Origin of the sequence: Pollutimonas bauzanensis (genome assembly GCF_900129885.1) — a bacterium.
Taxonomy (GTDB): Bacteria; Pseudomonadota; Gammaproteobacteria; order Burkholderiales; family Burkholderiaceae_B; genus Pollutimonas; species Pollutimonas bauzanensis.
This window is the reverse complement of sequence record NZ_FQXE01000002.1, coordinates 151,186-164,524: the sequence shown is the minus strand read 5'-3', so window position 1 is coordinate 164,524 and position 13,339 is coordinate 151,186. Positions and strand designations below refer to the sequence as shown.

General features: G+C 60.7%; 10 protein-coding genes, 2 tRNA genes and 3 pseudogenes. 7 read left to right on the top strand and 8 right to left on the bottom strand.

Annotated elements, in window-relative coordinates; genetic code table 11:
- Window positions 1-143: 143 nt before the first annotated feature.
- Window positions 144-335 (bottom strand): annotated as a pseudogene (locus BUB23_RS26610) (transposase); the annotation flags it as partial.
- A gap of 202 nt (window positions 336-537) precedes the next feature.
- Window positions 538-622: transfer RNA gene (locus tag BUB23_RS03845), tRNA-Leu, on the bottom strand.
- 267 nt (window positions 623-889) lie between these two features.
- Between BUB23_RS03845 and htpG the strand changes: the two genes are divergently transcribed.
- Complete coding sequence (gene htpG, locus BUB23_RS03840) at window positions 890-2,806, top strand: molecular chaperone HtpG (protein ID WP_073101787.1); 1,917 nt, start codon at window positions 890-892, stop codon at window positions 2,804-2,806.
- Window positions 2,807-3,212: 406 nt separating this feature from the next.
- Here htpG and ampD read toward each other — a convergent pair whose 3' ends face one another.
- Genes ampD through BUB23_RS03825 form a run of 3 tightly spaced genes read right to left on the bottom strand, consistent with a single transcriptional unit; the run spans window position 3,213 to window position 4,898 of the window.
- Entirely contained in the window at window positions 3,213-3,794 is a 582-nt protein-coding gene (gene ampD, locus BUB23_RS03835; RefSeq protein ID WP_073101786.1) for a 1,6-anhydro-N-acetylmuramyl-L-alanine amidase AmpD, read from the bottom strand.
- Window positions 3,791-4,054 (bottom strand): PP0621 family protein, encoded by a 264-nt coding sequence (locus BUB23_RS03830; RefSeq protein ID WP_073101785.1) that lies wholly within the window; start codon window positions 4,052-4,054, stop codon window positions 3,791-3,793. Before BUB23_RS03830 ends, ampD begins: the two co-directional genes overlap by 4 nt.
- A gap of 1 nt (window position 4,055) precedes the next feature.
- A complete protein-coding gene (locus BUB23_RS03825; protein ID WP_073101784.1) occupies window positions 4,056-4,898 on the bottom strand; it encodes a cytochrome C assembly family protein in 843 nt (280 codons plus the stop codon).
- Between the two features lie 99 nt (window positions 4,899-4,997).
- Here BUB23_RS03825 and ffh point away from each other — a divergent pair, with 99 nt between their 5' ends.
- Window positions 4,998-6,413 (top strand): signal recognition particle protein, encoded by a 1,416-nt coding sequence (gene ffh, locus BUB23_RS03820; RefSeq protein WP_073101783.1) that lies wholly within the window; start codon window positions 4,998-5,000, stop codon window positions 6,411-6,413.
- A 45-nt stretch (window positions 6,414-6,458) separates the two neighbouring features.
- On the opposite strand, the gene thiS is transcribed toward ffh, so the two are convergent.
- The 3 genes from thiS to trmB all read right to left on the bottom strand — a co-directional run bounded on the left by thiS (window position 6,459) and on the right by trmB (window position 8,505).
- Entirely contained in the window at window positions 6,459-6,659 is a 201-nt protein-coding gene (gene thiS / locus BUB23_RS03815; protein WP_073101782.1) for a sulfur carrier protein ThiS, read from the bottom strand.
- A gap of 37 nt (window positions 6,660-6,696) precedes the next feature.
- A complete protein-coding gene (gene pip, locus BUB23_RS03810; protein ID WP_073101781.1) occupies window positions 6,697-7,653 on the bottom strand; it encodes a prolyl aminopeptidase in 957 nt (318 codons plus the stop codon).
- 66 nt (window positions 7,654-7,719) lie between these two features.
- Entirely contained in the window at window positions 7,720-8,505 is a 786-nt protein-coding gene (gene trmB / locus BUB23_RS03805) for a tRNA (guanosine(46)-N7)-methyltransferase TrmB (RefSeq protein WP_073101780.1), read from the bottom strand.
- Window positions 8,506-8,663: 158 nt separating this feature from the next.
- Between trmB and BUB23_RS03800 the strand changes: the two genes are divergently transcribed.
- The 5 genes and pseudogenes from BUB23_RS03800 to BUB23_RS27280 all read left to right on the top strand — a co-directional run bounded on the left by BUB23_RS03800 (window position 8,664) and on the right by BUB23_RS27280 (window position 13,227).
- A tRNA-Gly gene (locus tag BUB23_RS03800) sits at window positions 8,664-8,737 on the top strand.
- Window positions 8,738-8,997: 260 nt separating this feature from the next.
- A pseudogene (locus BUB23_RS27765) lies at window positions 8,998-9,147 on the top strand (Arm DNA-binding domain-containing protein); the annotation flags it as partial.
- 9 nt (window positions 9,148-9,156) lie between these two features.
- Window positions 9,157-9,660 (top strand): annotated as a pseudogene (locus BUB23_RS03795) (tyrosine-type recombinase/integrase); the annotation flags it as partial.
- A gap of 517 nt (window positions 9,661-10,177) precedes the next feature.
- A complete protein-coding gene (locus tag BUB23_RS03790; RefSeq protein WP_073101778.1) occupies window positions 10,178-11,968 on the top strand; it encodes an ATP-dependent nuclease in 1,791 nt (596 codons plus the stop codon).
- A complete protein-coding gene (locus BUB23_RS27280) occupies window positions 11,854-13,227 on the top strand; it encodes an ATP-binding domain-containing protein (protein ID WP_281255536.1) in 1,374 nt (457 codons plus the stop codon). Before BUB23_RS03790 ends, BUB23_RS27280 begins: the two co-directional genes overlap by 115 nt.
- The last annotated feature ends 112 nt before the right edge of the window (window positions 13,228-13,339 follow it).

Sequence of the window (13,339 nt, the reverse complement as noted above, 5' to 3'; positions counted from 1 at the left end):
TTTGACCCCTTGGGGGTGCGGACAAAATCTTGGACTACTTGGGGAGTAGTTCATGTATTCGTATGAGGATCGTTTACGTGCAGTAAAGCTGTACTTGAAGCTAGGCCGCCGAATGAATGCCACGTTGCGCCAGCTGGGATATTCCTGGCATTCTCCCCTTCCAACGCTTTGAGCCGTTTGACTTCGTCGGTCTCCATGCTGCCGAACTTCTTGCGCCACGCATAGATCGTCGCCTCGCTCACGCCGTGGCGCTTGGCCACCTCGGCAACGGTGTCTTTGTCGGTCTCGCGCAGGATCCGCACGATCTGCTCGTCGCTGTATCGCGTCTTCTTCATTTGCCTCTCGCTATCGAAGAGGCCATTATCTCAAGTTACCTTGGATCGAAAAAGCCGGGACAGGTCATGAATTACCGCATGAGAGTCTTGGCCCAATGCGGTTGGAATGGTGTAATTAACTGAGTGTAATGAGTGCCCATCCCCCGTTAATGGGGAAGAGCCCAGTATTTGGTGCGTCTTGAACCTGTTTGGAACAAGCAGTTGGTGCCCGGGGCCGGAATCGAACCGGCACGCCTTGCGGCGGGGGATTTTGAGTCCCCTGCGTCTACCAATTTCACCACCCGGGCATTCAAGCAGATCGCCCTGTGTTGCACAGGACGTGGCAGAAAGGCGTAATTATACGCACACTTGAAAATTTCCGCATCGGCCCCATTATGTTGGGACTTCCAGCTTGGCGCCGGCGCTGCCGGGTCGCTGTTTGCGCCGATGTCTTCGTTGCCGCCAGGCGGCGCGAATGGCCGGGCGCCGCTGGCCGGATTTCCTGCGATTTCCCTTGGGGATGATCCAGGGATTTGTTTTTATTGAATAATTATCTTTTTTTGCGTGGTCTAACAATGAGTCAAACTGATACGCCCGTCTCCTCGTCAGAAACCTTGGGCTTTCAAGCCGAAGTGAAGCAGTTGCTGCATCTGATGATTCATTCCCTGTACAGCAACAAAGAAATATTCCTGCGCGAATTGGTCTCGAATGCGTCGGACGCCTGCGACAAGCTGCGTTTCGAGGCGATTGATCATCCCGAGCTTTTCCAGGGTGACACCGATCTGCGAATCCGCGTCGAATTCGACAAGGATCAGCGCACGATCACGATTTCAGATAATGGCATCGGCATGACGCGCGATGAAGCGGTGGACCATCTGGGCACGATCGCCCGTTCGGGCACCCGGGAATTCTTTTCCAAGCTTACTGGCGATAGCCAGAAAGACGCCCAGCTTATCGGCCAGTTCGGGGTGGGCTTTTATTCGGCCTTTATCGTGGCCAAGAAGGTGTCGGTGCTGAGCCGCCGCGCGGGTGTGGCGGAAACGGAAGCCGTGATGTGGGAGTCCGAAGGCGAGGGCGATTTTACGGTGGCGCCGGTGGAGAAGGCGGATCGCGGTACGTCCGTGACCCTGTATCTACGCGATGGCGAGGATGAGTTCCTGAATGGCTGGAAGCTGCGCGAAGTGCTGCGTCATTATTCCGACCATATTTCTCTGCCTATCCAGATGCAGAAGGAGGAGTGGGACGCCGAAAAGGCGGAGCAGGTCAAGAAGAATGAATGGGAGACGGTGAACCAGGCGAGCGCCTTGTGGACGCGGTCCAAGTCGGACATCACGGATGAGCAGTACAAGGAGTTCTACAAGCATATCGCCCACGATTACGATGATCCGCTGGCGTGGACGCACAACCGGGTGGAAGGGCGCAGCGAATATACGCAGCTGCTGTATATCCCCAAGCATGCTCCCATGGATCTCTGGGACCGCGACGGGCGCCGCGGCGTCAAGCTGTATGTGAAGCGTGTCTTCATCATGGATGATGCGGAGCAATTGCTGCCGAATTATCTGCGTTTTGTGCGCGGGGTGATCGATACGGCCGATCTGCCTTTGAATGTGTCGCGGGAAATCCTGCAGGAAAGCCGCGATGTGCGCGTCATCCGCGAGGGTTCGTCCAAGCGCATTCTGTCCTTGCTTGAGGACCTGGCTGAGAACCAGCCGGAGCAGTACGCGGAGTTCTGGACGCAGTTCGGCCAGGTGCTCAAGGAGGGCGCGGGCGAGGACGCGGCGAACAAGGACCGCATCGCCAAGCTGCTGCGCTTTGCGTCGACGCATGGCGATAGCGCGGCGCAGACGGTGTCGTTCGCCGATTATGTGGGGCGCATGAAGGAAGGGCAGGACAAGATTTATTATGTCAGCGGCGAATCGTACGCGGCGGCCAGCAACAGTCCTCACCTCGAGATTTTCCGCAAGAAGGGGCTGGAAGTCCTGGTGCTGTCGGACCGCGTGGATGAATGGATGCTGTCCTATCTGCGCGACTTCGAGGGCAAGGCGCTGACGTCTATCGCCAAGGGCGGGCTGGATCTGGATCAGCTGGCCGACGAGGACGAGAAGAAGCACCAGGCTGAAATCGCCGAAACCTTCAAGCCTCTGGTGGAGCGCCTGAAGACGGCGCTGGGCGAGCGGGTGAAAGAGGTGCGCGTAACGGGCCGCCTGGTGGATTCCCCGGCCTGCGTGGTGGTGGATCAGAATGAGCTCAGCCCGCACCTGATGCGCATGCTGCAGGCGGCGGGGCAGGCGGCGCCGGAGGTCAAGCCTATTCTGGAGATCAATCCGGAACACGCGCTCATCGGCCGCATGCAGGATGCGCCGGAAGCCGATTTCAATGAGTGGGCCTTGCTGCTGCTGGATCAGGCCATGCTGGCCGAAGGCGGCAATCTGGCCGACCCGGCGGCTTTCGTCAAGCGCCTGAACCGGCTGTTGTTGAACGCGGGCGCTTAAGGGCCACGCTTCGCCGCTAATGCGGTCGCCGCTCGCCTGGCGCCTGCATGCCGCTCGGATTCGCCAGGCGCAGAACAGTCCGCAGGGGACTGTTCTGTGTCCGGGCTCTGCCCACCTCGCGGCCTGCATGCCGCTCGGATTCGCCAGGCGCAGAACAGTCCGCAGGGGACTGTTCTGTGTCCGGGCTCATCCCACCTCGCGGCTTGCATGCCGCTCGGATTCGCCAGGCGCAGAACAGTCCGCAGGGGACTGTTCTGTGTCCGGGCTCATCCCAAGGGACGGTTTTTGCCTTGGGGCGGCCCGGCGGCAAAAAGGCCTGTCAAATCAAAAGGTTGAACGGCACTTCTTGAGGGCGCCAACGGCGCGCAATCCGGTATATTCCTCTGCGCCAGTAACAGCCTCGACCCTAAGCCGGCGGCAGTTGCCGCCGGAACCAGCCGTTCTCCCGTCCGAAGCGCTCCCAGTCGAATGAGGGGCCGGGGTCGGTCTTGCGGCCGGGGGCGATGTGCTCGTGGCCCCTGACGGCCCGGAGTGGATGCTGCTGGCGCAGCGCCGGCAGCAGGGCGGCCAGGGCCCGGTACTGTTCCGGGGTGTAGGGCGCGGTGTCCGTGCCTTCCATTTCTATGCCTATCGAGAAGTCGTTGCAGCGCTCGCGCCCGGCGAACGCCGAGACGCCGGCGTGCCAGGCGCGCTTGTAGGTGGAGACGAACTGCACGATGCCGCCGTCGCGGCGCACCAGGAAGTGGGCCGATACCTTGAGGCCGCGCAGGCGCGGCAGCCAGGGATGGGCGTCGTAGTCCAGCCGGTTCAGGAAAAGGTCGACGATTTCCGTGCCGCCGAAGACGCCGGGGGGCAGGCTGATGTTGTGCATGACGAGCAGGAAGGCGTCGTCGCCGGCCGCCCGCGCGTCGTGGTTGGGGGACGGCGCGCGCGTCACGCCGGGATGGGCTTTAAGCCAGCCGTGCCGGTCCAGGACCAGCGCGGTCACTTGCGCACGCCCAGCTTGGCGTGCTCCGTGCTGCACCAGATATGGCCGTTGCTGAGGACGGCTTCCGAGCGGGGCATGTGGATGCCGCAATGTTCGCAGCGGACCATGGGCTCGGCGTGTTCCACCGGCGGCGCGCCGCGCCTGGGCGCCTGTTTGGGCTGGCGGCCGCCGGCCTGGCCTCTTTCGTTCTGGCGGGCCACGATGCGGGCGAGCATCAAGGCGCCGATGATGAGCACCACCCAGAATAATACTTTTCCCACATTAGCCTCGTTGCAGAATGACGTCGAGCACAAAACGGCTGCCGCTGTAGGACAGCAGCAGGAATGCGAAGCCCACCAGGGTCCAGCGCAAGGCGAGGCGCCCGCGCCAGCCGCGCATGTAGCGGCCCAGCAGCAGGATGCCGAAGGTGAACCACGACAGCAGGGTGAAGACGGTTTTGTGGTCCATGGGCGCCAGTTCGCTGGTCAGGCGCATGGACACGATGGCTCCGGTGACGACGGTCAGCGTCAGGATCGCGAAGCCTATCCAGATCAGGCGGAACAGCAGGACTTCCTGCAGCAGCAGGGGAGGCATGGTGTCCAGCGCGCGGCCCAGGATGCTGCGGTTGGATTCCTGTTCTATGGGCTTGTGCAGTTGGCGGTCGAGGGCGGTCATGAGCATGGCCTGCAGGGCGGCGACGGTGATCAGGCCGTAGGCGGTGAGGGCGATGATCAGGTGTACGCGCAGCCATTCGTTATTGGCGTGGGCCACAATATGCCCGTGGGGAAACAGGCCGGCCAGCAGGGCGGCGACGGTGGCCGCGGGGAGTAGAATGAGCAGCAGCCCGTCTATGCGCATGACCAGGTGTTCCAGCCAGAATATGACCATGCCCAGCCAGATGGCGGCCGACAGGGCCAGCGCCCAGCCCAGATGCAGGCTATGCTGTGGAAGTATGGCCTGGGCCAGGGCGATGCCGTGCAGCACGATCGCGCTGGCCAGGCAGACCCGGCGCACTTTGCCGGTGGCGACCTGCGAGCCGCCCTTGCTCAGCGGCCGCCAAAGCGAGATGGCCAGCACGGCGTAAGCCAGTGCGGCCAGCAAGTGAAATACAATGCCTGCAGACATAGTCCCTTGAGTTCTGGTTATACAGTACAGGGCAAGCCCCAACCGGATTATTTTAGTCCGGATACCGAAAGTTCAACTAGTTTAAGCGAAACCATCGTTATGCTCGACAATCTTACTCAACGACTTTCCCGCGTCGTCAAGACCATGCGCGGCCAGGCACGCCTGACCGAGGCCAATACGCAGGATATGCTGCGCGAGGTGCGCATGGCCTTGCTCGAGGCCGACGTGGCGCTGCCCGTGGTGCGCGATTTCATCGCCCGCGTCAAGGAACGCTCGCTGGGCCAGGATGTCGCCGGCAGCCTGAATCCCGGCCAGGCGCTGGTGGGCATAGTCCACAAGGAGCTCACCGCCCTGATGGGGGGCGACCTCGGCGCGGACGCCAGCGAGCTGTCCCTGGCGACGCAGCCGCCCGCCGTGATATTGATGGCGGGCCTGCAGGGGGCCGGCAAGACGACGACGACCGGCAAGCTGGCCAAGTGGCTGAGCGAAGGCGGCCATGTACAGAACGGCAAGAAGACCGGCAAGAAGAAAGTGCTGGTCGTCAGCGCCGACGTGTATCGCCCGGCGGCCATTGAACAGCTCAAGGCGGTGGCGGACCAGGTCAAGGTCGATTTCCTGCCCTCGGACGCGTCGCAGAAGCCGGAAGACATCGCGCGCGCGGCCCTGGACCACGCCAGGCGTCATCACTACGAAGTGCTTATCGTCGACACGGCCGGGCGCCTGGGCATAGACGAAGCCATGATGCGCGAAATCCGCGCCCTGCATGATCTGCTCAAGCCTATCGAAACGCTCTTCGTGGTCGACGCCATGCAGGGACAGGACGCGGTCAATGTGGCGCGGGCTTTTGCCGACGCCTTGCCCTTGACGGGCGTGGTGCTCACCAAGATGGACGGGGATGCGCGCGGCGGGGCGGCCCTGTCGGTGCGCCACGTCACCGGCAAGCCGCTGAAGTTCGTCGGTCTGTCCGAAAAGCTCGACGGCCTGGAGCCCTTCCACCCGGAACGCATGGCGCAGCGCGTGCTGGGCATGGGCGATATCGTGTCGCTGGTGGAGCAGGCGCAAAAGAATATCGACATGGCCGACGCCGAAAAGCTGGCGGCCAAGATGAAGTCGGGCAATCGCTTCGATCTCAACGATTTCCGCGATCAGCTGCAGCAGGTCAAGAAAATGGGCGACATGAGCTCGCTGCTCGAGAAACTGCCGGCCCAGTTCGCCCAGGCGGCGGGCCAGTTGCAGGGCGGCCAGGCGGAAAAGCAGCTGCGCCGCACCGAGGGCATCCTGAATTCGATGACGCCGGCCGAGCGCGCCAAGCCCGAACTGTTGAAGGCGTCGCGCAAGCGCCGCATCGCGGCGGGAGCGGGAGTGGCCGTGCAGGAAGTCAACCGCATGCTGGCGCAGTACGATCAGATGCAGGGCATGATGAAGCAGATGAAGAAGGGCGGCATGGCGAAGATGATGCGCGCCATGGGCGGCCTCAAAGGCATGGGCAAGGGCGGTTTCGGCGGCCTGCGCTAGCGGCCGGCGGGAAGCACGGGGCTGCCCGCACTTCCGGGCGGCAGCCTAGCCGCCCCCCACTGCCACCACGATTTCAATCTCGTCGCCGTCGGCCAGCGCGGTGTCGCCGTGCCGGCTTTTGGGGACGATGTCGCCGTTGGCTTCCACGGCGATGCGCTTGCCCTGGTAGCCCAGGAATGCGATCAGCTCGGCAATGGTATTTACCTGCTCAAGATGCCGAGGTGTGCCATTGAGGGTGATGTTCATATCCAGATCCTGAAAAACAAAAGAAACGCGGCCGCCGTCACAGGACGACTCTAGCGGGGGCGGTGCTGAACCTGTCGGTCGCGGCGATCAGCCTGGCCAGTATTCCGGGTTCGTCGAAGGCGTGGCCGGCGGCGTCGACCAGGTGGAATTCGGCCTGCGGCCAGGCCCTGTGCAGTTCCCAGGCGGTTTTTGCGGGCGTGCAGACGTCGTAGCGGCCCTGGATGATGACCCCCGGAATGGCGTGCAGCAGATGGGCGTTGCGCAGCAGCTGGCCTTCCTCCATGAAGCCATTATGCACAAAATAGTGGTTCTCGATGCGGGCGAAGGCCAGGGCCGAATCATCGGCGGCGTGTTCCAGCAGGTGGGCCGCGTTGGGCAGCAGCGTGATGGTGTGGCTTTCCCATTGGGTCCAGGCCTGCGCCGCTTCCAGCTGGACCTTGCGGTCGTCGCCGGTGAGCCGCTTGCGGTAGGCCGCCATCAGGTCGTGGCGCTCGTTTTCGGGGATGGGCGCCAGATAGTCTTCCCATTGGTCGGGAAAAAGCCACGACGCGCCTTCCTGGTAGAACCAGCGCAGTTCCTCGCGCCGGATCGTGAAGATGCCGCGCACGATGAGTTCGCTGACGCGCCGCGGGTGGGTCTGGGCATAGGCCAGCGCCAGCGTCGAGCCCCAGGAACCGCCGAACACCAGGGCTTTTTCGGTTTGCAGCACTTCCGCGCGCAGGCGTTCCATGTCGGCCACCAGGTCCCAGGTGCTGTTGTTTTCCAGGCTGGCGTGCGGGGTGGACCTGCCGCAGCCGCGCTGATCGAACAGCAGGATGTTGTAGCGTTCCGGGTTGAAAAGCCGCCGGTGGGCCGGAGAGCAGCCGCCGCCGGGGCCGCCATGCAGGAAAATCGCCGGCTTGCCTTCGGGGTTGCCGCAAAGTTCCCAATACACGCGGTGGCCGTCTTCGGTATGCAAAAAGCCTTGGGAATAGGGTTGAATTTCCGGATACACGTCAACATTCCTTATGTCTATGTCGGGCCGGCCACGGGAGGCCGGCTGGTGGTCGGCATCTTGCCATTACTTGCGGGTGAAAATCAGGTCCCAGACGCCGTGCCCCAGGCGCAGGCCGCGCGTCTCGAATTTCGTCTGGGGACGGAAGTCGGGCCGCAGGGCGTAGCCTTCGGACGAGGTGTTGGCCAGGCTGGGCTCGCCGCCCAGCACCGCCAGCATCTGCTCGGCGTAGTTTTCCCAGTCGGTGGCGCAATGGATATAGCCTCCCGGCGCGATGCGGCTGGCCAGCAGCGCGATGAAGGGCGGCTGGATCAGGCGGCGCTTGTGATGGCGGTTCTTGGGCCATGGGTCGGGAAAATAGATGTGCACGCCGGCCAGAGAGTCCGGCGCGATCATGTCGCGGGCGACTTCGACCGCGTCGTGCTGGATGATGCGGATATTGGTCTGGCCGGTTTCTTCGATGAGCTTGAGCATGGCGCCTACGCCCGCATTGAACACCTCGACCCCCAGGAAATTGTCCTCCGGCCGGGCGGCCGCGATTTTCTGGGTGGTTTCGCCCATGCCGAAGCCGATTTCCAGGACGGTGGGCGCGGAGCGCCCGAACGCCTTGGAAAAATCCAGTGTGGCGCGGCGGTAGGGCAGGGACCACTGCGGCAACAGGCGGTCCAGGGCTTCTTTCTGCCCCGGCGTGATGTGGGCGCGCCTGTGCACGAAGCTGCGGATGTGGCTGGTGCCCGATGGCGCGGTGGAGGTGGCGGCATTGCCGGCCGCCGGGGCCGCGCTTGCGGGCGCTTGAAGACCGCCGTCCGGGTCGGACGGCAAGTCGGGATTTTGTGGGGAAGTCATATTCATAGCCATGATTGTAGTGATTGCCGAAAGCTCTTTCACGCGAGGGCGGCAAAAATGTATTCTTGCGCGGCAAGAATGCCAAGGTAGCGCTATAATTCGTCGCCTGCAATTATGGCAGGCGCCAGGCAGGCCGGCGTCATCGCCGCCCGCAGCCGGGGCAGGCGGGTGTATCTCAATGGTAGAGAAGATGCTTCCCAAGCATAAGACGAGGGTTCGATTCCCTTCACCCGCTCCATCCATGGACGGCCAAGGAAAGCCATGGACGCCCATTGAGGGATCAAGTTTTTGATCCAAAAGGGAATTTCCTTCTGAGGGATGTCCACTGACATCCAGGGAAATCCACCTACAGCCACTCCAAATAAGTACATTTTTTAGTCCATCAATAGGGTGGGCTGGCGTACCGCATTGTTGCTGTCAGAGCGCCGCTGGAACAGTCACCATGACTCCTGTCCTGTCTAATCTGGGATTTGGAGTTGAAGCACGGCGCTCACTGATTTGCATGTTCGTAACGCGAAGGCGACAGGGGAAACATACACCTTGGGCGACTACGATGGCTTGTCGCTGTTCGTTTCGGCAAAAGGCAGCAAGGCGTGGCATTTCCGTTACCACTGGCTGGGCAAGCAGTCACGGATGTCCTTGGGCATGTATCCCGAACTAAGACAGCACAAGATGCTGATTCGCAGGAAGTGTGTGCGGGTGGATGACCTGCCTCCGTATATTGTGCCGTTATCGATCCAGGCACAGGCGGTCGTTCGGGAGTTGTTGGATGATTTCAAGCCTGCGCAGAAGTACCTGTTTGCGAGCGTGGTGCGATGGACGAATCGTATGAGTGAAAACACCGTCAACTTTGCGTTGAAGCGCATGGGGTATGACAGGCGGCTCACCGGGCATGGGCTGCGCGCGACGATGTCAACGGCGTTGAATGAGATTGGGTATCCGCGAGTATGGGTAGATGCGCAGTTGTCGCATGCGGATCCGAATCGGATCAGTGCGATTTACAACCACGCCCAGTATGTGGAGCAGGGACGGGTGATGATGCAGGATTGGGCGAATCGGTTGGATTTTCTTGAGCAGAGTGAGGTGGAGGCTGCGAGTCGGCATCTGATTGTGCATTTGCAGGGAGTGTCGGAGATGGCTTGGCAGGGGGATCGAACTCCACAGCGGTTGGGAGCTTATGCGTCACATCCCATGGAGGCTTGTTGGCAACAAGCCATGCTGGGTCCGACGGCGGACAGGAATGTTCGCATTGCTATGCATGCGGGTTCCGACATGGCATGCAGCCTCTGAGGCCTTCGTCTATTATTATTGAGCAGTGTGCTCTTTCTTGAGCGGATCTAGGTTGAGGGCCAAGACTCTCAGTAATGAGAGTCGGCTTCCGGCCAGGAGCCGCCATTGGTGGATCCGATTGAGGCAACGGGCAGTTCCGACTTCGTCCGCAGTTGCAGCGGCGAGAATGGCCTTTGCCCATGCCCGCCCTCGTCTCCTGACTGCGCGTCACGGAGGCCATCGTCGCTGGACTGTTGAGCCGTAGCCGAAGAGCCAAGACAGAAATGTCGCACTAGATCGCACTTGGCGCCAGCTTGTCTCGATAGGAGGCGCTGGAAGTCTCCTAGCAGGTAAGGGCACTTGGCGGACGGGGCTCGTGGTCTGAATACTCACAAAAAGGAAGAGAAGGATGCGAATAGCCAACTTGAGAATCGAGAACTTTCGGGGCGTCAAAAGGGGCTTTGTGCAGTTCGGCAAACATTCAGTTCTTGTCGGAGACAACAACACCGGCAAAACTACCCTGATCGAAGCTTTGACTCTCGTGCTTGGTAGAGATCGCCTTGTTCGCGAACTGACCGAGCATGATTTCTTCGGGTCCAACCCACAGGCAGCTGATAGGATCAAAGTTGTAGCAACGGTCACTGATTTTCCTGGTGACGACCCAGAACAGAGTAGCCAGTGGTTTCGTGATGGGAGAGCGGTTGTCAAATGGCTTGACGAAGCGACAGGCCACGTGCATCCTACACGCAACAACCCTGCCTGGAAGCTGTGCTGTCAGCTCGGCGTTCAAGCGCGCTTCGACCAAGACAGCTTGGCCGTGGAGACCATGCGCTACTTCCATGACCACGATGAACCCATCGATCCGTTCGCTGATGAGGCACCGGCCTCCGTCCCAGGTAAGCTCATACAGGAACTGAGTTTCTATCTCGTGCGCGCGAGCCGGACCTGGGACAAAGTCTTTTCATGGGGGAACGAGCTCTTCAAGCGCACCGTGTTGGCGGCAGCTGCTCAGCCAGCAGATGCACTGCTCGCCGAACGAGACCGCTTGCGGGCACCGGCTCAGCCAATCGATGCTGATCCCGGTATTCAACCGCTGATCCAGAATCTGAACAACGAGCTTGCGCTCTCATTCCCGAATGCTCCGAAAGTCCAGTTGAGGCTCACGAACACCGACAGCCGGTCTGTGATGGAGGCAGTTTCAGCCCACTTTGCTGGAACGGATGGCTTCAGTATTCCTGCTGCGAGACAGGGTAGCGGCCTGGTGTCCATGCAGGGCCTACTACTGCTGCTTGAGCTCGGTCGCGCCCGCGCTGCAAGTGGTGGTGAGTTTCTGATGGCATTGGAGGAGCCGGAAGTTCATCTACCACCGTCTGCGCAGCAGCGGTTGGTTCAACGGATTCAAGCTCTCTCCACCCAAACTTTTGTCACGACCCACTCGCCGCTTGTGGCTAGCATGGCAGATCCGACCTCTGTGCTGATCTTGAAAAAGCACGACGGCGTTCTTTCAGCCGAACCATTCCTGGCAAGCCCGCTTACTGCAACGGCCCCAAACTGGATGCGTAAGTTCTTCCAGCACAGCCGGATTGACGTGCTGAGTTCCCTGATGCAGCCAGCACTCCTCGTTCCAGAGGGCCGTGCCGATTTCCAACTGCTGCGTTGTATCCTCCGGCCGTTGATGATGACCGAAGGATGGATCGAAACAATGAGGCGCCCCTTCGGCATCGAAGTCGGCGTGGTTCCTACAGAAGACGCAAATGTCATCGAAACCCACAGGCTGATGAAGCGCCTCCACAAACGTGTGTGCTGCCTTGTCGACGGCGATGCAGCCGGGCTGGAGTACGTAGATCAACTGCGGCAGGACGCCGAACCGCCCAGCTCAATCATCCGTTGGAACGATGGGGCAATGATTGAGGATGCCGTCGGTTGGATTCTCAATGCGGACGAGGCTACAGTGGTGGCCAAGCTTGCGGAGATATCCCCGCAGCCTCCTACCTCGAGCGCCGATGTCGTGGCGTATCTGAAAGGCAAGAAGATGGACATCATCGCTTATGAAAGTATCACGGAAGCCATCTCTACGACGCCAGCATGTCGAGAGCGGGCAGCAGATATCCTGAGCGGTCTGGCCTGTGCTTGTGCTGGCGACGACGCTACACAGCGGTTTGTTCGTGGAGCCCATGGGGTGTGGGTGTTTCAGCCGTGACGGTCCGCGCGTTTACTGGCGGTGCTGGTTGCGGCAAGACCCACATGCTCATGGAGTCCCTGTCTGCATATCTGGAAGTAACGCCTCTCCAAAGCGGTCAGAAAGTCCTGGCTCTCACTTTCATGCATGGATCTCGTAGGCGCTTGGAAGAGCGTCTGGGGATTCTTCAAAACCTGAAGGGCAAGACGGAATGCACGACCATCGACAGCTTCGCATGGCGTTTGTTCCGGCGTTGGCGTTCGCTTGCCTCCGCTCTCGGCTATTCAAACATCCAACCGAGTGAGTACGAACGCGTATGTGAAGCTGCCAGTGCACTCGCACAGGTCAAGGAGATCCAAAGCTGGGTGGCGGCGACATTTCCTATCCTTGTCGTGGACGAAGCCCAAGACATGACCGTGAATCGCCTCGGCATGGTGGCAGGCCTGGCCAACAGGTTGGAGGTGTTCGTAGCTGCTGACGAGTTTCAATGCTTGAACGAAGAGCTTCGACCCAACCCGGCATGCGCTTGGCTCTCTCAGGTATGCGCCCCTGAAGAACTCACGCAACCCCGTCGGACCAACGTTGATGAGCTGCTCAATGCAGCTAGGGCGATTCGTGCTGGGGAAGCGGCTAAGTCAGAGAAATTCTTCGTGGTAGCGCAGACGTCGACACCACCCTTGGCTGGGGCATGGATCAACTCTAATTTGAGCTGGTACGGCGGAGGCAAGAGTGTTGCGATTATCACACCGACCCTTGGAGCGTTCGCCAAAGGTGCGTTGACCTGGGCTGCTGCCAATAAGACCAAGAGGGGGGCAGGTCCGTACAGCATCGCATGGGAACAGTCAGAGGCTAAAGCTGCAACCGAATACCTCGCCACGATCGAACTTGCGGACCAAGCCGACGGCCCCTCCATCATGGCCGTCCTCGCGGCTGCCGGTGACGCTAGGACAGCCAGGGATGTCACCGAATGGCTGGAGATTCAACGTCGAACCCGGGCGAAGTTGGAGTTCTCAAAGCAAGAGGTCATGAAGTTGGTCGAGCAGTCGTTCTCCCAGCGCCGCCAATCTCGAAGAAGCGAAGTTCGCGGATGGAAGGGGATGACGGTTCACGGTGCCAAAAACCGTGAGTTCGACAACGTCATTGTTCTCTGGCCGGCAGCGGTCGGTGGCAGCGACGACCAGAAGAGGCGTTTGCTCTATAACGCAGTCACACGTGCTAAAGAGCGATGCGTTGTCCTTGTGCAGGCATCTGCCCATATGAGCCGGCCCCCCTTCGCATGAAGCACTGAACCGCCCCACGTTTCGAGGCGTTCGATGAGTCTGATTAAGCAGACGAACGGCAGGATTGGGTCGGTTTCGGCCCTCAGGGTTTGGCTATAACCGGCCCACTGAC